20 protein-coding genes are annotated in these 23,027 nt (G+C 41.2%); 19 read left to right on the forward strand and 1 reads right to left on the reverse strand.

Annotated features, from left to right (window positions below):
* Position 1 precedes the first annotated feature (1 nt).
* The 5 genes from csm4 (at position 2) to alaS (ending at position 6,677) form a co-directional block, all read left to right on the forward strand.
* Complete coding sequence (csm4, locus tag B7708_RS08110; RefSeq protein ID WP_084975034.1) at positions 2-907, forward strand: type III-A CRISPR-associated RAMP protein Csm4; 906 nt, start codon at positions 2-4, stop codon at positions 905-907.
* Entirely contained in the window at positions 904-1,965 is a 1,062-nt protein-coding gene (gene csm5 / locus B7708_RS08115; protein WP_084975036.1) for a type III-A CRISPR-associated RAMP protein Csm5, read from the forward strand. Before csm4 ends, csm5 begins: the two co-directional genes overlap by 4 nt.
* The gene (csm6, locus tag B7708_RS08120) at positions 1,962-3,251 is read left to right on the forward strand and encodes a type III-A CRISPR-associated CARF protein Csm6 (RefSeq protein WP_193431747.1); all 1,290 of its coding nucleotides are present in this window, start codon (positions 1,962-1,964) and stop codon (positions 3,249-3,251) included. The genes csm5 and csm6 overlap by 4 nt, the downstream gene beginning before the upstream one ends.
* 300 nt (positions 3,252-3,551) lie before the next feature.
* A complete protein-coding gene (locus tag B7708_RS08125; protein ID WP_084926055.1) occupies positions 3,552-4,037 on the forward strand; it encodes an LURP-one-related/scramblase family protein in 486 nt (161 codons plus the stop codon).
* A gap of 21 nt (positions 4,038-4,058) precedes the next feature.
* Positions 4,059-6,677: an alanine--tRNA ligase gene (alaS, locus tag B7708_RS08130; protein WP_000811720.1), complete on the forward strand. Its 2,619-nt coding sequence runs from the start codon at positions 4,059-4,061 to the stop codon at positions 6,675-6,677.
* Between the two features lie 87 nt (positions 6,678-6,764).
* Here the strand turns inward: alaS and B7708_RS08135 are convergent, their stop codons facing one another.
* Positions 6,765-8,213, reverse strand: coding sequence for an alpha-amylase (locus B7708_RS08135; RefSeq protein ID WP_001181035.1), 1,449 nt, complete (start codon positions 8,211-8,213; stop codon positions 6,765-6,767).
* Positions 8,214-8,485: 272 nt separating this feature from the next.
* Between B7708_RS08135 and B7708_RS08140 the strand changes: the two genes are divergently transcribed.
* The 14 genes from B7708_RS08140 to B7708_RS08205 all read left to right on the forward strand — a co-directional run bounded on the left by B7708_RS08140 (position 8,486) and on the right by B7708_RS08205 (position 22,986).
* Positions 8,486-9,649, forward strand: coding sequence for a class I SAM-dependent rRNA methyltransferase (locus tag B7708_RS08140; protein WP_084975038.1), 1,164 nt, complete (start codon positions 8,486-8,488; stop codon positions 9,647-9,649).
* On the forward strand, positions 9,646-10,323 hold the full coding sequence (gene aroD, locus B7708_RS08145; RefSeq protein WP_000780374.1) for a type I 3-dehydroquinate dehydratase: 678 nt from the start codon (positions 9,646-9,648) through the stop codon (positions 10,321-10,323). The genes B7708_RS08140 and aroD overlap by 4 nt, the downstream gene beginning before the upstream one ends.
* Positions 10,313-11,167 (forward strand): shikimate dehydrogenase, encoded by an 855-nt coding sequence (locus B7708_RS08150; RefSeq protein ID WP_084975040.1) that lies wholly within the window; start codon positions 10,313-10,315, stop codon positions 11,165-11,167. Before aroD ends, B7708_RS08150 begins: the two co-directional genes overlap by 11 nt.
* Positions 11,168-11,185: 18 nt before the next feature.
* Positions 11,186-12,253, forward strand: a complete 1,068-nt coding sequence (gene aroB / locus B7708_RS08155; RefSeq protein WP_000702139.1) for a 3-dehydroquinate synthase — start codon at positions 11,186-11,188, stop codon at positions 12,251-12,253.
* A gap of 9 nt (positions 12,254-12,262) precedes the next feature.
* Positions 12,263-13,429 (forward strand): chorismate synthase, encoded by a 1,167-nt coding sequence (gene aroC, locus B7708_RS08160; RefSeq protein WP_084975042.1) that lies wholly within the window; start codon positions 12,263-12,265, stop codon positions 13,427-13,429.
* Between the two features lie 9 nt (positions 13,430-13,438).
* A complete protein-coding gene (locus tag B7708_RS08165; protein WP_084975043.1) occupies positions 13,439-14,542 on the forward strand; it encodes a prephenate dehydrogenase in 1,104 nt (367 codons plus the stop codon).
* Between the two features lie 10 nt (positions 14,543-14,552).
* Positions 14,553-14,891 carry a YlbF/YmcA family competence regulator gene (locus B7708_RS08170; protein WP_000065975.1) on the forward strand — a complete coding sequence of 113 codons (339 nt, stop codon included), beginning with the start codon at positions 14,553-14,555 and terminating at the stop codon, positions 14,889-14,891.
* A gap of 90 nt (positions 14,892-14,981) precedes the next feature.
* The gene (gene aroA / locus B7708_RS08175) at positions 14,982-16,265 is read left to right on the forward strand and encodes a 3-phosphoshikimate 1-carboxyvinyltransferase (protein ID WP_084975045.1); all 1,284 of its coding nucleotides are present in this window, start codon (positions 14,982-14,984) and stop codon (positions 16,263-16,265) included.
* The gene (locus tag B7708_RS08180; RefSeq protein WP_084975046.1) at positions 16,258-16,734 is read left to right on the forward strand and encodes a shikimate kinase; all 477 of its coding nucleotides are present in this window, start codon (positions 16,258-16,260) and stop codon (positions 16,732-16,734) included. The genes aroA and B7708_RS08180 overlap by 8 nt, the downstream gene beginning before the upstream one ends.
* A complete protein-coding gene (pheA, locus tag B7708_RS08185) occupies positions 16,731-17,579 on the forward strand; it encodes a prephenate dehydratase (protein WP_084975048.1) in 849 nt (282 codons plus the stop codon). Before B7708_RS08180 ends, pheA begins: the two co-directional genes overlap by 4 nt.
* The gene (locus B7708_RS08190; RefSeq protein WP_084975050.1) at positions 17,576-18,856 is read left to right on the forward strand and encodes an LCP family protein; all 1,281 of its coding nucleotides are present in this window, start codon (positions 17,576-17,578) and stop codon (positions 18,854-18,856) included. Before pheA ends, B7708_RS08190 begins: the two co-directional genes overlap by 4 nt.
* A 147-nt stretch (positions 18,857-19,003) precedes the next feature.
* Positions 19,004-19,840 carry a LicD family protein gene (locus B7708_RS08195; protein ID WP_084975052.1) on the forward strand — a complete coding sequence of 279 codons (837 nt, stop codon included), beginning with the start codon at positions 19,004-19,006 and terminating at the stop codon, positions 19,838-19,840.
* Positions 19,837-20,805, forward strand: a complete 969-nt coding sequence (locus tag B7708_RS08200; RefSeq protein ID WP_084975054.1) for a glycosyltransferase family 2 protein — start codon at positions 19,837-19,839, stop codon at positions 20,803-20,805. The genes B7708_RS08195 and B7708_RS08200 overlap by 4 nt, the downstream gene beginning before the upstream one ends.
* Before the next feature lie 21 nt (positions 20,806-20,826).
* Positions 20,827-22,986, forward strand: coding sequence for a LicD family protein (locus B7708_RS08205; RefSeq protein WP_084975056.1), 2,160 nt, complete (start codon positions 20,827-20,829; stop codon positions 22,984-22,986).
* Positions 22,987-23,027 lie beyond the last annotated feature (41 nt).

Genomic DNA, 23,027 nt, shown 5'->3' on the forward strand with positions numbered 1-23,027 from the left:
TATGACCTATAAAATGTATATTATGAACTTCCATACTGCTCACTTCGGAGCAGGAACTCTGGATAGTTCTAAAATGACTTTTACAGCGGACAGATTGTTTTCAGCCTTAGCTATTGAAGCAAAAAAAATGGGTAAAATGGAGGAATTTGTATCATTAGCAGTTCAAGATGAATTTGTTTTGACTGACGCCTTTCCTTATCAGTCAGGTCCATTTTTACCTAAGCCGATAGGATTTCCAAAGTTTGATAAGCCTGACTTAACAACGGATGTCAAAGAAGTAAGACGTCAAGCTAAGATGGCAAAGAAACTTCAGTTTATACCCTTGGATAAATTTGATTCTTATGTAAAAGGAACGCTTTTTGAAGACGCAGAGCATGCACAAACAAACATCGTCACTAAAAACCAACCTCACGTTGATGGGGCTCTTTATCAAGTTTCTACTGTTAGATTTAGAGATGATTCTTCACTTTACGTGATCGGAAACGAATCTGAGCTCTTAAATGAACTCATGACAAGCTTGCAGTATACAGGAATTGGTGGGAAACGCTCCAGTGGCTATGGGCAATTTGATTTGACCATTACAGACCTACCTGATGGTTTAAAAAATCGCCTTACCAAGGTCCATCAAGGAACAGTAATGACCTTAACAACTTCTTTACCAATTGAAAAGGAACTTGAACATGCTATGGAAACTGGTTCTTATTTATTAAGTAAATCAAGTGGTTTTGCTTTTAGTACAGAAACTAATGAAAATTACCGAAAGCAGGATTTATATAAGTTTGCTTCTGGATCTACTTTCTCTGAAACATTTACAGGACAGATTGTGGATGTAAGGCCTCTAGATTTCCCACATGAAGTATTAAACTATGCTAAACCACTATTTTTCAAGATGGAGGGAGAAAGATGAGAACAGAATATAGAACCTTTCAATTTAGCCTCCTAGCCATGGCTCCTATCCATATTGGGAATGGTGAGAAATATACTTCTCGAGAATTTATCTATGAAAATGGCTACTTTTATTTCCCAGATATGGGTAAGTTTTATAATCGAATGGTGGAGAAAGGTTATGACCAGAAGTTTGAACGGTTTTTACAAGAGACAAAGCCAAGCGCCAGAAATAATCGCTTGATTTCCTTTTTACTGGATAACCGTATTTCTGACCGTAACTTTGGTGGCTATAGAATTTTTGAAACTGAGTTAGAAACAGATAATAAACAATTAAGAGGAGGCGCATTAAATCAAGTATCAAAGTTTATGAGAGATGCTTTTGGAAATCCGTATATTCCTGGAAGTTCATTAAAGGGAGCTATTCGGACTATCTTGATGAATACCAATCCTGACTGGAACAATGAAAATGTTGTGAAAGATAAAAAGGAAAACAAATCTTTGATTCCTTGGGGAGCAAAAAAAGGTCAGAACTATGATGACTTGTTTAACGCTATTCGTGTTAGTGATAGCAAACCATTTAGTAATGAGAGTCTTATTTTAGTTCAAAAATGGGATTGTTCAGCCAAGACCTCCCTTGCCAAGCCTCTTCCTTTATACAGGGAAGCTTTAACTCCTGGCAAAATAATTAATTTTAAAATTACCACAACTACAAAGGAGGCGGGGGAATTAATTGAGAAACTTGGTGAGAAAGCATTTGAATTTTATAATGACTATAAGATTTTTTTCCTCAAAGATTTTCCTGAAAATAAAATTCAGCCAAATATTCAATATCCTATCTATTTGGGAGCGGGAAGTGGAGCTTGGACAAAAACCTTGTTTCAACAAGCGGATGGAATCTTACAAAAACGGTATAGTCGAATGAAGACCAAGATGGTTGGTAAGGGAGTGTTGAAACTAACAAAAGCACCAAGGAAAAGTGTTAAAACAACACAAGCAACTCGTAAACTGATAATAAATGATGAATCCTTCTATGAGATGGGCAAGGCAAACTTTATGATTAAGGAGTTTACTAAATGACAATTTTAATTTCAGCAGTAGGTAACACAGATCCTATCAGTAAGAACAGAGATTCAGCCTTAATGCACATAACTCGAAAATATAAACCAGAAAGAATCATCTTACTCTATAGTGAGGAAATGTTAGTTAAAAAAACTCTTATTGAGAGAGCCCTTTTTTCATTTAAAGACTATAAACCTGATGTGAAAATTCATGAGCAAATCTTAAGGAATGATGAGGTTTATTTGTATGATAAAATGTATGAAGTCATAGGAAAAATTATAAAAGAGTATTCTAAATTAGGGGAGGAATTAATTCTAAATCTATCTTCTGGTACTCCTCAGATAAAATCAGCTCTATTCGCTATAAACCGAATTGATGACTATAATACGAAGGCAATTCAAGTTACCACTCCTAGTAATTCATCTAACAATCCCCAAAAAATACTCTCCAAGGAAGAGGAAGATAATCTGTTTAAAAATAATGAAGATAATCAGGATAATTATGAAAACAGATGTATCATGGATATAGCGGAGAAGTTCAATCATTCTTTAGTTAAACGTCATTTAAGAAGTTTGATAGAGTCATATGATTATTTAGCTGTTGAAAAGATTGTTATCCGGAGAGATTCGAAGGGGCTGCTTTCAAATAAGCAGTTAGCTCGTTTAAGAATCATTCTAACCGACTTAGTAAATGTTTTTAAAAAACAAGAAGTTCTTTCAGAAATTCAGAAATATCCACTTTCAGAGGTTGAGAAAAAAGCCCTTAATTATTTTTTGATGATTGAGATTTTAAACAAACGAGGTCAAGTAGCAGATGTTTTGATTAAGTCAAAATCATTAGTCGAATTTATATTAGAAGATAGAATAAAAAGGAACCATCCGAATCTAATAACATATAAAAATAAGTTACCTAAACTAAACAAAGAACATCAAGATTTTGAAAAAGTTATCGGTTATTTAGATAGTGATTATAAAAAAGCACAGAATGAAAATGAAGGCAAAAAAGAAGACTTTTCTCCTACAACAACTCTAAATCTAATTATATACACTAAAATTTTAGAGTATTACAAATATAGTCCTGAATTAATTAAGTCACTTAGAGTTATCATTTTTTTAAACAATGAGAGAAATAAGGTGGCACATGGTTTGTCAGAGATTGATAGTAAACTAGTCAATTCTAAGAAATTGCAACAGACAATAGATACCTTGCGCTTTATTTTACAAGATACATTCGAGATTGATGATAGCTATTTCTTTTGTTATCAAGCACTTAATAATGAAATGCTTGACTTACTTCGTCAATAATGCATACCTTTATTGATAAGTCTACCTTTCTGGTGAAACATTTCATGAGATTATGAGTCCTTGTTTTTCCAGTTGACGCAAACTTAAAAAAACGATATAATAAGAGAGTTGAGAATTGATTTTCAATCATCTTAGTCCAGAGAAATGGCGGTGCTGCGAGCCATCTAAGGTAGGAAGTCATGCTACTCAATCAGACAATTGCATAAGAATAAGAGAATGACAAGTTCATTGAATGAAGGTGGTACCGCGGTTTTTCGCCCTTCGTGATGTGAGCTTGTCTTTTGATTTTTGGAGGTGTTTATGAAGACATTTCTCGTGAAACAAAAGTTTCGTCTTGGGGGCGAACGCTTTGATATCAAGGATGATAGAGGAGTAGTGAACTATCAGGTGGAGGGTTCTTTCTTCCAAATCCCTAAGACCTTTACCATCTATGATGCCGATGGTGAACAAGTTAGTGAGATTAGTAAAGAATTTTTCACCTTACTTCCTCGCTTTACTATTCAGCTACGAAACGGTTCAAATTTCGTCATTCGTAAGAAGTTGACCTTCTGGCGGGATAAGTATGAGTTTGATAATCTGGGACTTCGTATTGAGGGCAATATCTGGGATTTAAATTTCAAATTGCTGGATGATTGTGATCAGCTTGTCGCCGAGATTCGGAAAGAGATTTTCCATTTGACCTCAACCTACACCGTAACCGTCTATGAAGACTCTTATGCAGATCTGGTCATTTCCCTTTGTGTCGCGATTGACTATGTGGAAATGCTGGAAAGCCAATCAAATTAAACAAGTAAATAAGGAGACAATATGAAACAACTATCTAGTGCTCAAGTTCGCCAAATGTGGCTAGATTTCTGGGCAAGCAAAGGCCACTCTGTAGAACCATCAGTTAGCTTGGTTCCTGTAAACGACCCAACTCTTTTGTGGATCAACTCTGGGGTAGCCACTCTTAAGAAGTACTTTGACGGAACTATCAAACCTGAAAATCCGCGTATCACCAATGCGCAGAAAGCTATCCGTACTAACGATATTGAAAACGTAGGGAAGACTGCGCGTCACCATACTATGTTTGAAATGTTGGGGAACTTCTCTATCGGGGATTACTTCCGTGATGAAGCTATCACTTGGGCTTATGAGCTTTTGACAAGCCCAGAATGGTTTGACTTCCCAGCTGAAAAACTCTACATGACTTACTATCCAGACGATAAAGATTCTTACAACCGCTGGATTGAAGTAGGAGTGGATCCAAGCCACTTGATCCCAATCGAAGACAATTTCTGGGAAATCGGTGCGGGACCTTCTGGACCAGATACTGAGATCTTCTTTGACCGTGGAGAAGCCTTTGATCCAGAAAATATCGGTGTTCGTTTGCTTGCAGAAGATATCGAAAACGATCGTTACATCGAAATCTGGAACATCGTTTTGTCACAATTTAACGCAGACCCTGCTGTTCCTCGTAGTGAGTACAAGGAATTGCCACACAAGAACATTGATACGGGCGCAGGTTTGGAGCGTTTGGTGGCCGTTATCCAAGGGGCTAAGACAAACTTTGAAACAGACCTCTTCATGCCAATCATTCGTGAAGTTGAGAAATTGTCTGGTAAGGTTTATGACCAAGATGGCGACAACATGAGCTTTAAGGTCATCGCTGACCACATCCGTTCCCTTTCATTTGCCATCGGTGATGGAGCTCTTCCAGGAAATGAAGGCCGTGGTTATGTTCTTCGCCGTCTTCTCCGTCGTGCTTCTATGCACGGTCAAAAATTGGGCATCAACGAGCCTTTCCTTTACAAGCTCGTTCCAACTGTTGGAAAGATTATGGAAAGCTACTACCCAGAAGTGCTTGAAAAACGTGACTTTATCGAGAAAATCGTGAAGAGCGAGGAAGAATCCTTTGCTCGTACCCTTCACTCAGGTCAACACTTTGCCCAAGGTATCGTAGCAGACTTGAAGGAAAAAGGTCAATCTGTCATTGCTGGTCAAGATGTCTTCAAACTCTATGATACATACGGATTCCCAGTGGAATTGACAGAAGAAATCGCTGAAGAAGCTGGTATGACAGTGGACCGTGAAGGTTTTGAAGCAGCCATGAAGGAGCAGCAAGAACGTGCGCGTGCGTCAGCCGTCAAGGGTGGCTCAATGGGGATGCAAAATGAAACCCTCCAAAACATTACAGTGGAAAGTGTCTTCAACTACAATGCCAGCCAATTGCCTTCTAAGTTGGTGGCTATCGTAGCTGAAAACGCTGAAGTAGAAGCTGTTTCAGAAGGAACTGCCTCTCTAATCTTTGCAGAGACTCCATTCTACGCTGAAATGGGTGGACAGGTTGCAGACCATGGACAAATCTTGGACGCTGCTGGAAATGTCGTAGCTACTGTGACAGATGTTCAAAAAGCACCAAATGGCCAGCCACTTCATACTGTTGAAGTTCTTGCACCGCTTGCTTTGAATGCAGAATATACTTTGGAAATCGATACCGACCGTCGTCTTCGTGTCATGAAAAACCACACTGCGACTCACTTGCTCCATGCGGCCCTTCACAATATCCTTGGCAGACATGCAACTCAGGCAGGTTCCCTTAACGAAGTAGAATTCCTTCGCTTTGACTTCACTCACTTCCAAGCAGTAACTGTTGAAGAACTTCGTGCGATTGAACAGCAAGTCAACGAGAAAATCTGGGAAGCTCTTGAAGTTAAGACTGTTGAAACGGATATTGACACTGCTAAAGAAATGGGAGCTATGGCCCTCTTTGGTGAGAAATACGGTAAAGAAGTCCGAGTTGTAACCATCGGTGACTACTCTATCGAGCTTTGTGGTGGTACCCACGTTGGTAATACTTCTGAGATTGGCCTCTTCAAGATCGTCAAAGAAGAAGGGATTGGCTCAGGAACTCGCCGTATCTTGGCCGTGACTGGCAAGGAAGCCTTTGAAGCCTACCGTGAGCAAGAAGATGCTCTCAAAGCCATTGCAGCTACTTTGAAAGCACCACAACTCAAGGAAGTTCCTCATAAGGTAGAAGGTCTTCAAGAGCAGCTCCGTCAACTCCAAAAAGAAAATGCAGAGTTGAAAGAAAAAGCTGCAGCCGCAGCTGCAGGTGATGTCTTCAAGGACGTTAAGGAAGTCAACGGCTACCGTTACATTGCAAGCCAAGTTTCTGTATCAGATGCAGGTGCCCTTCGTACCTTTGCGGACAACTGGAAACAAAAAGACTACTCTGACTTGCTTGTCCTAGTTGCAGCTATCGGCGACAAAGTTAATGTCCTCGTAGCTAGCAAGACTAAAGACCTTCATGCAGGAAACCTTGTCAAAGAATTGGCACCAATCGTCAATGGACGTGGTGGTGGTAAACCAGACATGGCCATGGCAGGAGGAAGCAATCAAGCGAAAATCCAAGAACTCTTGGAGGCAGTAGCAGGTAAATTATAAGACATTAAAGATCTATCCATTAGGATAGGTCTTTTTGTGATTGCAAAAAAGCCAAATCCGCTTGGATTTGACTTATAACTGATAGGTTTATTTTGCTGCCCAGACACTGACTGAACCTGCTGCTACTGGAAATTCTCCATAACCTTCAGCATTGATCGTAACTTGTGCTGGATGATTTTCAAGGAGGTCAACAAAGGTTTGGTCAGCCCATTCTTGACCAACAAACATAGACTTGCTGTTTTCTTGATCATTTGAAATCAAGACTGCGATTGGAGATTGATTTTCAGCACCTGAACGTACCCATCCAATACAGTTGGCATCATCAAAGTAGTCTGTTTGCTCTCCATAGGCCAAGTTTTTCCGGATGGCTAGGAGACGGTCAAGAACTTCTCTGAAATCTTCTTGAGCATACTGCCCCGAAATGCCGTAATAGTCTCCGTAAAAGACACATGGAAGCCCATCTTGGCGTAATAGAATAAGGGCATAGGCGGCTGGTTTGAACCATTCTTCAACAGTAGACTCAAGGGCTTGACCACGTTGGGTATCGTGGTTGTCGACAAAGGTTACAGCCTTGTCAGGCTTGAGTTCAACCAAGCTATCGGTAAAAATACTACGAAGGTCGTAACTTGCTCCAGCCCGACTAGCTTCAAAGAGGTTTTGGTGGAGGCGAACATCGACAAGGTCAAAACGTTCCTCTGTTTTCTCGAGATAGTCTAGATTGGCTTCCTTATCTGGATTCCAAAATTCCCCAAAAACGTAGAAATCTTCGCCGTATTTTTCCTTCATATCACGGATGAAATTGCCCATAAAGAAGGAGTCGATGTGTTTAACGGCATCCAAGCGGAATCCCGCCACACCAGTCGTTTCCATGAACCAGTCAGCCCAGTCATAGATGTTTTGGATGACTTCAGGGTGCTTAAAGTCTAGGTCGGCATACATAAGATAGTCGTAGTTTCCGTTTTCATTATCGACCAATTCTTCGTTTGCCCAACCTTTATTGTCCCCTTGAATCAGGTAAATGCCAGATTTACGGCGTTTGGCATCGTAGTCTGTCCCTGTAAAATGGTACCAGTGCCAGTGGAAGTCATTGTAGGTATCTTGGCGACCATCGAAAGTAAAGTGAGTCCAGCCATTGATAGTAAAGGGCTCGCTTAGTTGAACGGTACGATCCTCAGGGTCCACTTCAATAACCTGAAAGGCTTCCATATGATCAGCAGCGGCCTTGTGATTGAGCACCACATCAGCCATAGGCTGGATTCCATGCTCCTTGAGAGTCTGAATCGTTTGAAGATAGTCTTCTTTAAACCCATACTTGGTGCGGACAGTCCCTTTTTGGTTAAATTCACCTAGGTCAAAAAGATCATAAACGCCATAGCCAACATCTTTTTCATTGGTTGCCTTGAAGGCAGGTGGCATCCAGACATGACTGATACCAAGATTTGCTAGGTGTTCTGCGTCATCTGCCAATCGCGTCCAGTGTTGGCCGTCGTGGGGCAGATACCACTCAAAGTATTGCATAAGTGTCTGATTTTGCATTGTTTTTCCTCTTGCTTATCAATGTTGTGTTTTATTCTACCATAAAGTTTAGAACTAGGCAAACGTTTGCGCAAGATTCTATACTCATTTCTGAAATTGTCTATTTTTAGCGAATAGAATCTCTCTTTCCATCACAAGGGAAAGGATATTTTGGTGAAAAAGTAAATGGAATAAACATATTTGAACAAAAATGACACTTAGTAAACTAAAGTACATATGGACAAACGGTTTCTTTTTTGAGAATTGTCATAAAATTTGCTATAATAGTAGCTATGAATAGAATTAGGGTCAGCAAACGTGTTGAAAAAAAGCTAGCTAAGGGTCTAGTTCTTTTGGAAGCAAGTGATTTAACAGATATTGATCTGACGGATCAGGCAGTAGAAGTTCTTAGTCAAGACGGGAAGTTTTTAGGGAGTGCCTATCTTTCTCAGCAGAACAAAGGCATCGGCTGGATGGTCAGTAAGGAAAAGGTTAGCTTTAACCAAATCTTTTTTGAAGCTCTGTTTCGTAAGGCCAAGGAAGTTAGAAAGCCTTATTATCAGGATGACTTGACTACTGCCTTTCGCCTTTTTAACCAAGAGGGGGATGGCTTTGGCGGTCTGACTGTTGATCTCTATGAAGATTATGCTGTCTTTTCTTGGTACAACTCCTTTGTTTACCAGATTCGTGAGCTGATAGTTAAGGCTTTTAAGGAAGTTTTTCCTGAGGTCTTGGGGGCTTATGAGAAGATTCGTTTTAAAGGTCTAGACTACGAGTCTGCCTATGTTTATGGTGAGGAAGCGCCAGACTACTTTACTGTTCTTGAGAATGGCCTGCTCTATCAAGTCTTTATGAATGATGGCTTGATGACAGGGATTTTCCTAGACCAGCATGAGGTTCGTGGGAGTCTGGTTGACGGTCTTGCAATGGGCAAATCCTTGCTCAATATGTTTTCCTATACGGCTGCCTTTTCTGTTGCTGCAGCTATGGGAGGCGCGAGTGAGACAACTTCTGTCGACTTGGCCAAACGGTCCAGAGAGTTGTCAGAAGCTCATTTTCAGGCAAATGGACTCAGCACGGACAATCATCGTTTTATCGTCATGGATGTCTTTGAGTACTTCAAGTATGCCAAGCGAAAAGGCTTGACCTATGATGTGATTGTCCTAGATCCGCCAAGCTTTGCCCGCAATAAAAAACAAACATTTTCTGTGGCGAAGGACTATCACAAGTTGATTTCCCAGAGTCTAGAAATTTTAAATCCTGGAGGTATTATCATTGCCAGTACTAATGCTGCCAATGTTTCCCGCCAGAAATTTACAGAACAAATTGATAAAGGTTTTGCAGGAAGAAAATATCAGATCTTAAACCAATATGGCCTTCCAGCAGACTTTGTCTATAATAAAAAAGATGAAAGCAGTAATTACCTCAAGGTGATTAGTATGAAGGTTAGTAGATGAAATTAGTCGTTTCAGTAATGCCAAGAAGTTTAGAAGAAGCGCAAGAACTGGATGCCACTAGGTATGAAGATGCCGATATCATCGAGTGGCGTGCGGACTTTCTTGCAAAAGACGCTATTTTACAGGTAGCACCCGCTATCTTTGAGAAATTTGCAGGACGCGAACTTGTCTTTACCCTTCGGACTCGCGCTGAGGGAGGAGAAATCGAACTTTCCTCAGAAGAGTATGTTCAAATCATCAAGGAAGTGACCCAACTCTACCAACCAGACTATGTGGATTTTGAGTATTTCAGCCACAAGGATGTTTTTGAGGAAATGTTGGATTTTCCAAATCTGGTCTTGAGTTATCACAATTTCCAGGAAACACCTGAAAACATGATGGAAATCTTGTCTGAATTGACCAGCTTGACTCCAAAAGTAGTGAAGGTATCAGTAATGGCAAATACAGCTCAGGATGTTTTGGATCTGATGAATTATACGCGAGGTTTCAAGACACTCAATCCTGAGCAAGAGTACGTGACTATTTCCATGGGGAAAATTGGTAAGGTTTCGCGTATCACTTCAGATGTGACAGGTTCTAGCTGGTCTTTTGCTAGCATGGATGCGGCCAGTGCACCGGGTCAGATTTCTCTATCAAGTATGAAAAAAATCAGGGAGATTTTGGATGAAGCTTGATGGCTATACACGTTTAGCTGCAGTTGTTGCCAATCCCATCAAACACTCTATTTCACCCTTCATCCACAATAGGGCCTTTGAGGCGACAGCTACCAATGGTGTCTATATGGCTTGGGAGATTGAAGCGGGTGACTTGGCAGAAACAGTAGCCAATATTCGCCGTTACCAGATGTTTGGCATCAACCTCTCCATGCCTTACAAGGAGCAAGTGATTCCTTATCTGGATGAGTTGAGTGATGAGGCTCGTTTGATTGGGGCGGTCAACACAGTTGTCAATCAAGACGGAACGTTAATTGGATATAATACAGATGGCAAGGGATTTTTTAAGAGCTTGCCTTCTTTTGCAATCTCGGATAAGAAAATGACCATTCTGGGCGCAGGTGGAGCGGCCAAATCAATCTTGGCACAAGCCATTTTGGACGGGGTCAGTCAGATTTCAGTCTTTGTGCGTTCAGTTTCTATGGAAAAAACAAGACCTTACCTAGCCAAGTTGCAGGAGCAAACAGGATTTAAAGTGGACTTGTATGCTTTAGAAGATGTTTCTGAACTGCAATCAAGGATTGCCGAGTCGGACTTATTAGTCAATGCTACCAGTGTGGGCATGGATGGTCAGTCGTCGCCAGTTCCTGAAATTATCAATTTGCCAGAGGCTCTCCTGGTCGCAGATATCATTTACCAACCTTTTGAGACGCCATTTTTGAAATGGGCTAGAAGTCAGGGCAATCCAGCCGTTAATGGTCTTGGAATGTTACTCTATCAAGCTGCAGAAGCTTTTCAACTGTGGACAGGTAAAGAAATGCCGACAGACGAGATTTGGCAGTCCTTAACAGAAAAATATAAATAGTGAAAAGGAGACCCTACTATGAAAATCAGAATCGATATTCCGCATCATCCTTATGATATTCAGATTGAAAAAGGTTGTCTGGCCCAGGCTGGTCAATGGTTGCGAGAACTCTGGCAACCTCAAAAAGTGGTCATTGTAACCGACAACCATGTAGCTTCTCTCTATGCAGAGAAGGTTAAACTCAGCCTAGAAGATGCTGGTTTTCAGGTAGCTGTTTTTGACTTTTTAGAAGGCGAAGAACGAAAAAATTTAACCACTGTTCAGAAGGTCTATGAATTTCTAGTTAAGCAAGGTTTGACTCGTAGCGATGGGATCGTGGCTCTTGGTGGTGGTGTCGTTGGAGACCTGGCTGGTTTTGTGGCCTCTACCTATATGCGGGGCATTCACTTTGTTCAGATTCCGACTAGTTTGACTGCTCAGGTTGATTCTTCTATCGGTGGAAAGACGGGGGTCAATACTCCATTTGCTAAAAATATGGTGGGAACTTTTGCCCAACCAGATGGGGTTCTGATTGACCCGCTTGTCCTTGAAACACTCGGGAAAAGAGAGTTGATTGAAGGGATGGGTGAGGTTATCAAGTACGGCTTGATTGAGGATCCAGAACTGTGGGCTCTCTTAACAGAACTGGATGGCTCTGTTGAGAGCGTTCTGGAACATGCAGAGACCTTGATTGAACATTCTTGTCAGGTGAAGCGCAAGATGGTGGTCGAAGATGAGTTGGACAATGGTGTTCGGCTTTACCTCAACTTTGGACACACTATTGGCCACGCCATTGAAGCAACAGCTGGTTACGGCAAGGTCATGCATGGTGAGGCTGTGGCTATGGGAATGGTACAGATTGCCAAGGTTGCTGAGGAAAAAGGCCTTATGCCAGCTGGCATAACTCAGTCCATTACAGAGATGTGTCAGAAATTTGGCTTACCTGTTGACTATGAAAAATGGGATGTTGACAAGCTTTATCAGGCTTTGACTCATGACAAGAAAGCGCGTGGCAACACCTTGAAATTGGTCTTGGTGCCAGAGCTTGGTTCAGCGACCATTCACCCAGTTTCTCTGGAAGAGATGAAAGACTACTTGGTAAAATAAGGAGAACGTATGAGATATTTAACTGCAGGAGAATCACACGGCCCCCGTCTAACGGCTATCATTGAGGGAATTCCAGCTGGACTTCCTTTGACAGCTGAGGATATTAATGGAGACCTTAAACGCCGTCAGGGTGGCTACGGTCGTGGTGGTCGTATGAAGATTGAGAGTGACCAGGTTGTCTTTACCTCAGGCGTTCGTCACGGGAAGACGACAGGGGCTCCTATTACCATGGATGTCATCAATAAAGACCACCAAAAATGGTTGGATATCATGTCTGCTGAGGATATCGAAGACCGCCTTAAAAGCAAGCGGAAAATCACCCATCCTCGTCCAGGTCACGCCGACTTGGTAGGGGGCATCAAGTACCGTTTTGATGATTTGAGAAATTCCTTGGAACGTTCATCAGCTCGTGAAACAACCATGCGAGTAGCAGTTGGAGCAGTAGCCAAACGCCTATTGGCTGAGCTTAATATGGAGATTGCCAACCACGTTGTGGTTTTTGGTGGCAAGGAAATCGATGTACCTGAAAATCTAACCGTCGCTGAAATCAAGCAACGAGCTGCCCAGTCTGAAGTTTCTATTGTCAACCAAGAACGGGAACAGGAAATCAAGGACTACATTGACCAAATCAAACGTGACGGTGATACCATCGGTGGGGTTGTGGAGACAGTCGTCGGAGGCGTTCCAGTTGGTCTTGGTTCCTATGTCCAATGGGACAGAAAATTGGATGCGCGATTGGCCCAAGCAGTTGTTTCTATCAATGCTTTTAAAGGGGTGGAATTTGGTCTTGGATTTGAAGCTGGTTACCGTAAAGGTAGCCAAGTTATGGATGAAATTCTCTGGTCTAAAGAAGACGGCTATACTCGTCGTACCAATAATCTAGGTGGTTTCGAAGGTGGTATGACTAATGGTCAGCCCATCGTTATCCGTGGTGTCATGAAACCCATTCCCACACTCTACAAACCTCTCATGAGTGTGGATATCGAAACCCACGAACCGTACAAGGCAACCGTGGAGAGAAGTGATCCGACCGCTCTTCCAGCAGCAGGTGTAGTCATGGAAGCCGTTGTAGCAACGGTTCTAGCACAAGAAATCCTTGAAAAATTCTCATCAGATAATCTTGAGGAATTAAAAGAAGCGGTAGCTAACCACCGAGAATATACAAAGAACTATTAAGGAGTTCCTATGGCAAAAACAATCTATATCGCAGGTCTCGGTTTGATTGGTGCTTCAATGGCGCTCGGTATCAAGCGCGATCATCCAGATTATGAAATTTTAGGTTACAATCGTAGCCAGGCTTCGAGAGACATTGCTTTGAAAAAAGGCATGATAGACCGTGCGACGGATGATTTTGCCAGTTTCGCTCCTCTGGCAGATGTCATCATTCTGACCTTGCCAATCAAGCAGACCATTGCTTTTATTAAGGAGCTGGCAGATTTAGACTTGAAGGAAGGCGTCATTATCTCGGATGCGGGCTCAACCAAGTCAGCCATTGTAGATGCGGCGGAGCAGTATTTGGCTGGCAAGCCTGTTCGCTTTGTCGGGGCCCATCCAATGGCAGGTAGCCACAAGACAGGGGCTGCCTCTGCGGATGTTAATCTCTTTGAAAATGCCTACTATATCTTTACACCTTTGAGACTGACAAGTCCTGACACACTTGAGGAAATGAAAGATCTACTTTCAGGTCTTCATGCTCGCTTTATCGAGATCGATGCCAAGGAGCATGATCGAGTGACTTCTCAGATTAGCCATTTTCCTCATATTCTGGCTTCCAGCCTTATGGAGCAGACGGCAGTTTATGCTCAAGAACATGAGATGGCAAGGCGCTTTGCGGCGGGTGGTTTTCGAGATATGACTCGGATTGCGGAGAGTGAGCCAGGTATGTGGACTTCTATTCTCTTGTCCAATCGAGAAACTATTCTGGATCGAATTGAGGATTTCAAGGAGCGCTTAGATGAGATTGGACAAGCCATGACTAAGGGAGATGAGGAGCAAATCTGGAACTTTTTCAATCAGGCGCGTGAGCAACGGCAGGCTATGGAAATCCATAAGCGTGGAGGTGTGGATAGCTCTTACGACCTCTATGTCGACGTTCCCGATGAAGAAGATGTCATCTTGCGGATTTTGGAATTGCTACGTGGGACTTCCTTGGTCAACATTCACATCAACGAAGAAAACCGGGAGGATGTTCACGGGATTCTACAAATTTCCTTTAAAAATGCTCAAGATTTGGAACGAGCTGAACGCTTAATTACAGAAAATACGGACTACACAGTCGTCATCAAATAAGGAGAAAATCATGTCAAATATTTACGATAGTGCAAATGAACTCAGTCGCGGGTTACGCGAATTACCAGAATACAAGGCGGTCAAAGCAGCCAAAGATGCCATCCAAGCAGATAATCAAGCCAGCAAGATTTTTGTAGACTACCTTGCTTTCCAACAAGAAATCCAAGTCATGGCGCAAACAGGACAAATGCCAGACGCCTCTTTCCAAGAAAAGATGCAGTCTTTCAGCAAGCAAATCCAAGAGAACGCTCTTTTGTCAGATTTCTTTGCCAAACAGCAACAATTGTCCATTTACCTTTCAGACATTGAAAAAATTGTCTTTGAACCTGTTTCAGAATTATTGAAATAGTATTTTATCTGTATAAAAGCCAGAAATTTCAGGAATTTCTGGCTTTTTTGTGATAAAATAAGAAAAAGTATTGCAAGTATGAGGTCAACTATGAAACTAAAAACAAACATTCGCCACTTACATGGCAATATCCGGGTTCCAGGTGATAAGTCTATCAGCCACCGTTCGATTATTTTTGGAAGTTTGGCTGAGGGCGAGACCAAGGTTTATGATATTCTGCGTGGAGAGGATGTGCTCTCAACCATGCAGGTTTTTCGTGACCTTGGTGTTGAAATTGAGGACAAAGATGGGGTTATTACTATTCAAGGTGTTGGAATGGATGGCTTAAAAGCTCCGCAAAATGCCTTGGATATGGGAAATTCTGGAACCTCGATTCGCCTGATCTCAGGTGTCCTTGCTGGTGCAGACTTCGAAGTAGAGATGTTTGGAGATGATAGTCTTTCTAAACGTCCTATGGATCGCGTGACGATTCCACTGAAAAAAATGGGCGTTAGCATTGCAGGGCAAACCGAGCGAGACCTGCCTCCTCTTCGCCTAAAAGGGACGAAAAACCTTACACCTATTCACTATGAGTTGCCAATCGCCTCTGCCCAAGTCAAGTCTGCCTTGATATTTGCAGCCTTGCAGGCTCAGGGGGAGTCCGTTATTATCGAGAAAGAATGTACTCGTAACCATACCGAAGATATGCTTCAGCAATTTGGTGGTCATTTAAGTGTGGACGGCAAGAAAATCACAGTCCAAGGGCCGCAAAAATTGACAGGACAAAAAGTGGTTGTTCCAGGAGATATTTCCAGTGCAGCCTTTTGGCTAGTCGCAGGTTTGATTGTTCCAAATTCTCGTGTAGTGCTTAAGAATGTAGGTATTAACGAAACGCGTACAGGGATTATCGATGTCATTCGTGCCATGGGTGGAAAACTAGAAATAACTGAAATTGACCCAGTCGCTAAATCTGCTACTTTGACTGTTGAGTCTTCTGACTTAAAAGGAACAGAGATTGGTGGATCCTTGATTCCACGCTTGATTGATGAATTGCCTATTATTGCCCTTCTAGCAACACAGGCGCAAGGTGTAACAGTCATTAAGGATGCTGAGGAACTCAAGGTCAAGGAAACAGACCGCATTCAGGTGGTGGCTGACGCCTTAAATAGCATGGGCGCGGAAATCACACCTACGGCAGATGGAATGATTATCAAGGGGAAATCATCCCTTCATGGTGCTAGAGTCAATACTTTCGGTGACCACCGTATCGGCATGATGTCAGCCATTGCTGCTCTTCTAGTAAGGGACGGAGAAGTCGAGCTGGAACGTGCTGAAGCCATCAATACCAGTTATCCTAGCTTCTTTGATGATTTGGAGACTTTGATTCATGGCTAAGGTATTACTCGGGTTTATGGGGGCTGGGAAATCCACAATCGCAAGAGGTTTAGACCCAGACTACCTCGATATGGATGCCTTAATTGAGGAACGCTTAGGTATGTCTATTGTGAATTTTTTCGAAGAAAAAGGAGAAGTGGCCTTTCGTCAGGTGGAGTCAGAAGTTTTAGCGGATTTACTAAAAACGGACCGAGTTGTGTCAACTGGTGGAGGCGTTGTTATTTCTCAGAGAAATCGTGACTTGCTCAAGCAAAATCCTGATAATATCTATCTGAAAGCAGACTTTGAAACTCTTTACCAACGTATCGCAGCTGATAAGGACAATCAACGGCCACTTTTTCTCAACAACAGCAAGGAAGAGTTGCGAGGGATTTTTCAAGAAAGACAGGCTTGGTACGAGGAAGTAGCCAGTCGTGTTCTAGATGTGACCAAGTTTAGCCCAGAGGAAATTATAGAGGAACTGAGATGAAAATTGCCTATCTAGGTCCTAAGGGATCTTTTTCGCATCATGTTGTGCAGACAGCCTTTCCCAAAGAGGAATTGCATGCCTTTGCCAATATCACAGATGTTATCAAGGCCTATGAGCAAGGCTTGGTGGATTATTCTGTGGTGCCAGTTGAAAACTCCATTGAGGGGAGTGTGCATGAAAGCTTGGATTACCTTTTTCATCAGGCTCGCATCCAAGCAGTAGCAGAAATCGTTCAACCCATTCACCAGCAGCTGATGGCAGTTCCAGGTCAGTCAAAAATTGAGAAAATCTTTTCTCATCCTCAGGCTCTGGCTCAGGGAAAGAAATTCATAGAGGCGCATTATCCAGAAGCCCAGCTTGAAGTGACGGCAAGCACAGCCTATGCAGCCCGCTTTATTGCTGAACATCCAGACCAACCTTTTGCGGCTATTGCCCCTAGAAACTCCGCTGCAGAGTATGGTTTGGAATTGATAGCAGAAGATATCCAAGAAATGGAAGCCAATTTCACTCGTTTTTGGGTTTTAGGATCCGAGATTCCCACTATTCCTTTGCAATCGCAAACTGAAAAAATGAGTTTGGCCATAACCTTACCAGACAATCTTCCCGGTGCCCTCTACAAGGCTCTTTCAACCTTTGCTTGGAGAGGGATTGACTTAACAAAGATTGAGAGTCGCCCCCTTAAAACAGCCTTGGGAGAATATTTTTTCATTATCGATGTAGACTATAGTGACAAAGAGCTGGTTCATTTTGCCAGACAAGAACTAGAAGCAATTGGAATCCAGTACAAGATACTGGGAACCTACCCTATTTTCACCATAAGGGACCTAGGAAAGGAGAGCCTATGAGCAAAGAAAGCCCTTTAAGTCATCATGAGCAGTTACGCTATGATTACCTTTTTAAGAATATTCATTACCTAAATGACAGAGAAAAGAGAGAATTTGACTATCTGAAAAGAAAAATGGACGGTGGCTTTCCCTCTAATGAAGGTGAAAGGGAAAAAAATCTAGGGAAGGACATTGGGATTCCACAGTATTCCAATCAAAGTCGCTCGAATAGACATCAGAAATTTCCCTCTCTTCCAAAAGTGAAAAAGAAGAAACCAAGAAGGTTTTTTAAACGAGTTCTAATTTGGCTTTTACTGTTGATAACCTGTGTGGCTGCGGGCATGATTATTATGTTTCTTCGAGGTTTCCAGTCGGCAACTACTAGCAATAAGCCAGCTGATGCAAAAGCAGCACAAGTACAGGTGTTTAATGGTCAAGATACTAAAGACGGGGTGAATATCCTAATCATGGGTACAGATGGCCGTATCGGTCAAAATAGTGCGGAGACTCGTACCGACACGATCATGGTTCTGAATGTCAGTGGATCGGATAAGAAGATCAAGCTAGTCAGCTTCATGCGTGACAACCTAGTCTATATTGATGGCTACAGCCAGATTGTGAATGGCAAGAAACAAACGGATAATAAACTCAATGTTGCTTATGAACTCGGGGAACAAGAAGGGCAAAAAGGGGCTGAAATGGTTCGCAAGGTTCTAAAAGACAACTTTGATTTGGATATTAAGTACTATGCCCTAGTGGATTTCCAAGCCTTTGCAACTGCCATTGATACGTTATTTCCTGATGGGGTGACTATAGACGCTAAGTTTTCAACGTTAAATGGTCAGCCTCTGACAGAAGCCACAGTTGGAGACGACCTTCATGCAACAGAAACGGAATCACCAACTCAAACTATTAAAGTTGGGAAACAGCAGATGAATGGCTCGACCTTGCTCAACTATGCTCGCTTCCGTGATGATGATGAGGGAGACTATGGTCGTACCAAACGTCAGCAGCAAGTCATGTCAGCTGTTCTTGAGCAAATCAAGGATCCAACCAAGCTCTTTACCGGTTCAGAAGCACTTGGAAAAGTATTTGGAATGACTTCTACCAACCTACCATATACATTCTTACTGACCAATGGCTTATCAGTTATCGAAGGTGCACAGAATGGTATCGAAAGACTCACAGTGCCAGAACTGGGCGATTGGGTAGATGCTTATGATGTCTACGGAGGACAAGGTCTACTTGTCGACCAGAACAAATACCGGACTAAACTCGCCCAAATGGGAATGAGATAAGAGATAGATAAATAAAAATCAAAGCTTCATTCACCAGTAAAAATGGTGGATTGGGCTTTGATTTTTTACGGTATCTGATGGATTTTTAAGGCTTTTTTATGGTATAATAAAACGATATAACTCGTTATTGGACAGAAGAGGAGAGACATGAGTGATTTGAAAGCGATTCAGGCTCGTAGTCTGGAAATGGCTGAATATTTCGTCGCATTTTGTAAAGAACATAATTTGTTGTGCTATCTCTGTGGTGGAGGAGCGATTGGTGCCCTTCGCAACAAGGGCTTCATTCCTTGGGATGATGACCTAGATTTTTTCATGCCTCGCAAGGACTATGAAAAGTTAGCCGAACTATGGCCTCGTTATGCAGATAAGCGTTATTTCTTGTCAAAGAGTCACAAGGATTTTGTAGACCGTAACCTTTTTATTACCATTCGTGATAAGGAAACGACCTGTATCAAGCCTTATCAGCAGGATTTGGATTTGCCACACGGTTTGGCCTTGGACGTTTTGCCTTTGGATTATTATCCTAAAAATCCAGCTGAGCGCAAGAAACAGGTTCGCTGGGCCTTGATTTATTCCCTTTTCTGTGCGCAAACTGTTCCAGAAAAGCATGGTGCAGTCATGAAATGGGGAAGTCGTATCTTACTCGGTTTGACGCCAAAATCTCTACGTTATCGCATTTGGAAAAAAGCTGAAAAAGAAATGACCAAGTATGGTCTGGCTGAGAGCGATGGAATCACGGAATTATGCTCAGGTCCCGGCTACATGCGAAACAAGTACCCAATCGCATCTTTTGAAGACAATCTTTTCTTGCCATTTGAAGGAACTGAGATGCCCATTCCAGTTGGTTATGATGCCTATCTCAGCACTGCTTTTGGAGATTATATGACACCGCCACCAGCAGACAAGCAAGTACCGCATCATGATGCTGTCATAGCTGATATGGATAAGTCTTATACAGAATACAAGGGAGAATATGGGGCATGATGGAAGAAAAAATTAGCGTCATTGTTCCAGTCTATAATGTAGAAGCCTATCTGGAACGATGTGTGGAGTCAATTCTTCAACAGACTTATACCCATTTTGAGTTAATCCTAATCAATGATGGCTCTACCGATTCCAGCGGAAAGATCTGTGAGAATTTAGCCTCTCGGCATGAGAATATCAAGGTCTATCATCTAGAAAATGCTGGAGTCTCAAATGCGAGAAATACGGGAATCAAGCTGGCGACGGGTGCTTGGATCACCTTTATTGATAGCGATGATTTCGTTACCCAAGATTACCTAGCTACTTTAGCAAGTGCAGTTGAGGGGGTGAATGTAGGTTTTGTAATTGCTCCTCTGCACCATATCAAAAACGGCATTGTAACAGACTTACCTCCACATTCTGGAAAAACAGAACTCTGGTCAACAGAAGAAACCATGAAGGAACTACTGATGACTACCAGAACGTCATTTTTTCCAGTTGCAAAACTGTTTAAGAGAGACCTGCTAGCGGATGAAAAGTTTAATACAAATTATCACTTAGCTGAAGATGCCTTATTTTTAACTGAATTGCTACTAAAGACAAGATGCAGTTGCGTATTTATTGACAAACCTGTTTATTATTATGATCATCGTGAGGGAAGTGCAACAACATCTGTTAATCGATATGCATTTGACACGATAGAAGTTTATAAGCAAATAATTGCTCAAGTTTCACAAGTCTTTCCTAATTTAAAATACGAATTAAAAAATAGAGAATGTTGGTCGTACATCACAGTTTACGATAAAATTATCTTTACTTCATCTGAAGAGTATCAAAAGGAGAAAACCGAGCTAAGGACTTGGATTGTTCAGCATCGACACGAAATTTGGAAGGATGCTTATTTTACTAGATTTCGCAAGATAGCAGTCCTATCACTTGTCATTTCTCCATGGCTATATAAGAAAATTGTTGGATTAAAAAACTAATATCATGAGAAGGAGTTGAAAATGAATTTTTCAAAATTGGATGAATACTTTGAAAAATCAAAATTATGGATTTCATATCTATTTGTTTTTATTTCGATTTTAAGTATGAGTTCACTGGTTTATAAGGTAGCAAATCCAATCTATAAGGGATTGTCAGCGATTGTTGTACTTTATATTTGCTACACATTGTTGTTTAAGTGGAAACAGATTACAGTAGATCGAAAGTTTTTGGCCTTATTTGGCTTGTTATCTGGGAGTCATCTGCTATCGGCAGTATTCAATCGCTCCGGACATTTGATTGGAAATGTGATTGAAATCCTCTTCATGGTAACCTATGTTTTATTATTTACCATGTTACAATCAGGGCAACTTAAAAAATTATTTGACTGGATTGCTTATACGGTTCAAATTGTATCTTTTTCTTCAGCAATTTTTGCGTTTGGTTTATTGGTAAGTAGAGTCCTTATCCTATTTAAGATTGGCGAACAATCTTATTACTATGGTGTCATGAATGGACGTCTGTGGGGGATTGTTAATCCTAATGCTAGTGCGATATTTTCATACATTAGCATTATTTTGGCTATGTATTTGATCCATAAAGGAAGTAAATATTCTGTTTATCTAAAACTGAACAATGTGATTCAGTTAGTTTACTTCGCTACGATGCAAAGTCGAGGAGCCTTACTTTCTTTACTTCTCATGATTGGACTCTATAGTTTCTTTGCTACTAGAGGGAGTATCGTTAAACGATTCCTCACTTTTATAGTTGCTGGTTTGCTGATTACTGCAACCAACATTGGATTGAGTTATGCAACTTCAATTTATATCTCATCTGAAACCGCGACTGTTTTTGACCTAAACAAAGGACAATCCTATGCTGAAACAGATTCGTCCGTCACTAAGAAGAACGGTGAGCTCCATCTGATCGAAACAACACCAAGTGGTAGAACCTATATCTGGAAAAATGCCATCAAGATGGGAAGTGCCAAACCAATTTTTGGTTATGGTGTACGGAATGTTCCAGATTACTATACAGAATATTTCAGTAAATTTGAGATTCAAAACTCCCTTATCGGTGGGAATTTCCATAACATTTTTGTAACCATATTTGTCAGTTCGGGAGTTCTAGGATTGGTATCCTTCCTTCTTATATTGGGTTATGTCATCAAGCGCTTTTTAACGTATTTGATTGTTTCCAAGAAAAATACTGATAAATTGATTATGATCCTTTTCTTTGGTATCTTGTTTGGTCAATTATTTGAGAGTCAGATTATGTATTCAACCAACTTTATTAATATCATCTTCTGGTTAGCAATTGGCTATGGACTCGTAGTCTGCAAACGGGATGAAGGAGTTCGGTACCAAGAAGTAACAGATATCAGTGAAATTCAACAGATGGAACTTGGAATCATGGAGTATATTCATGAAGTTTGTCAGAAAATTGGTGTCAAGTATTTCTTAGCATATGGAAGTCTAATTGGTGCGGTTCGCCATAAAAGTTTTATCCCTTGGGACGATGATATGGATATTTGCATGCTAAGAGAAGACTATGAGAAACTACAAGATTACCTCATCGCTCATCCTGATGAACGTTATGAAGTCATGTCTTATAAAAATAATCTTAACTATGTCTATCCCTTCATGAAAGTGCAGGATAACCATACCTACTTGCTCGAAGAAGATGTACGAATTGATTCCAATATGGGAATTTATGTGGATATTTTCCCTGTAGATGGTTATGAAGATGATGCAGATTTTAAAAACAAAATGACGAAACTCATAAAGAAACGTCAATTGAGTTGTTACACTTTTAAAGGAATTACTAATACAAAAAGTCTACTAAATTCTTTAATTCGTTATATTTCTGTTGTCATTTTCTATTTCACAAATACGAATAAGTATGTTGAGCAAATTGATGAGCTTGCTAAATCTAGAGCAGTTGCTGACTACGAGCAAGTTGATTATTTGATTTACAAGGATATGAATAAGCCAGTTTGGAAACGTGAGTGGTTAGAACAAGTGATTGTGGGAACATTTGAAGGTAAGGAATTTATGATTCCAAAACACTACCATGAAATTTTGACCTCTGACTACGGAGATTACATGCAATTGCCCCCTCTTGAACAAAGAGTATCTCACCATGATTTTAAACTGTGGAAAATCACTAAAAGTTCTAAGTAAGCAAATCGCAGTTAAAAATCGTTTAAAGAATTAGTCGAAAT

Source organism: Streptococcus oralis subsp. dentisani (genome assembly GCF_002096615.1).
Taxonomy (GTDB): Bacteria; Bacillota; Bacilli; order Lactobacillales; family Streptococcaceae; genus Streptococcus; species Streptococcus oralis_U.

What these genes read in the sequence shown, in the direction of transcription:
- csm4 (WP_084975034.1), top strand. Translation starts at nt 2, where the DNA reads ATGACCTATAAAATGTATATTATGAACTTCCATACTGCTCACTTCGGA.
- csm5 (WP_084975036.1), top strand. Translation starts at nt 904, where the DNA reads ATGAGAACAGAATATAGAACCTTTCAATTTAGCCTCCTAGCCATGGCT.
- csm6 (WP_193431747.1), top strand. Translation starts at nt 1,962, where the DNA reads ATGACAATTTTAATTTCAGCAGTAGGTAACACAGATCCTATCAGTAAG.
- B7708_RS08125 (WP_084926055.1), top strand. Translation starts at nt 3,552, where the DNA reads ATGAAGACATTTCTCGTGAAACAAAAGTTTCGTCTTGGGGGCGAACGC.
- alaS (WP_000811720.1), top strand. Translation starts at nt 4,059, where the DNA reads ATGAAACAACTATCTAGTGCTCAAGTTCGCCAAATGTGGCTAGATTTC.
- B7708_RS08135 (WP_001181035.1), bottom strand. Translation starts at nt 8,213, where the DNA reads ATGCAAAATCAGACACTTATGCAATACTTTGAGTGGTATCTGCCCCAC.
- B7708_RS08140 (WP_084975038.1), top strand. Translation starts at nt 8,486, where the DNA reads ATGAATAGAATTAGGGTCAGCAAACGTGTTGAAAAAAAGCTAGCTAAG.
- aroD (WP_000780374.1), top strand. Translation starts at nt 9,646, where the DNA reads ATGAAATTAGTCGTTTCAGTAATGCCAAGAAGTTTAGAAGAAGCGCAA.
- B7708_RS08150 (WP_084975040.1), top strand. Translation starts at nt 10,313, where the DNA reads ATGAAGCTTGATGGCTATACACGTTTAGCTGCAGTTGTTGCCAATCCC.
- aroB (WP_000702139.1), top strand. Translation starts at nt 11,186, where the DNA reads ATGAAAATCAGAATCGATATTCCGCATCATCCTTATGATATTCAGATT.
- aroC (WP_084975042.1), top strand. Translation starts at nt 12,263, where the DNA reads ATGAGATATTTAACTGCAGGAGAATCACACGGCCCCCGTCTAACGGCT.
- B7708_RS08165 (WP_084975043.1), top strand. Translation starts at nt 13,439, where the DNA reads ATGGCAAAAACAATCTATATCGCAGGTCTCGGTTTGATTGGTGCTTCA.
- B7708_RS08170 (WP_000065975.1), top strand. Translation starts at nt 14,553, where the DNA reads ATGTCAAATATTTACGATAGTGCAAATGAACTCAGTCGCGGGTTACGC.
- aroA (WP_084975045.1), top strand. Translation starts at nt 14,982, where the DNA reads ATGAAACTAAAAACAAACATTCGCCACTTACATGGCAATATCCGGGTT.
- B7708_RS08180 (WP_084975046.1), top strand. Translation starts at nt 16,258, where the DNA reads ATGGCTAAGGTATTACTCGGGTTTATGGGGGCTGGGAAATCCACAATC.
- pheA (WP_084975048.1), top strand. Translation starts at nt 16,731, where the DNA reads ATGAAAATTGCCTATCTAGGTCCTAAGGGATCTTTTTCGCATCATGTT.
- B7708_RS08190 (WP_084975050.1), top strand. Translation starts at nt 17,576, where the DNA reads ATGAGCAAAGAAAGCCCTTTAAGTCATCATGAGCAGTTACGCTATGAT.
- B7708_RS08195 (WP_084975052.1), top strand. Translation starts at nt 19,004, where the DNA reads ATGAGTGATTTGAAAGCGATTCAGGCTCGTAGTCTGGAAATGGCTGAA.
- B7708_RS08200 (WP_084975054.1), top strand. Translation starts at nt 19,837, where the DNA reads ATGATGGAAGAAAAAATTAGCGTCATTGTTCCAGTCTATAATGTAGAA.
- B7708_RS08205 (WP_084975056.1), top strand. Translation starts at nt 20,827, where the DNA reads ATGAATTTTTCAAAATTGGATGAATACTTTGAAAAATCAAAATTATGG.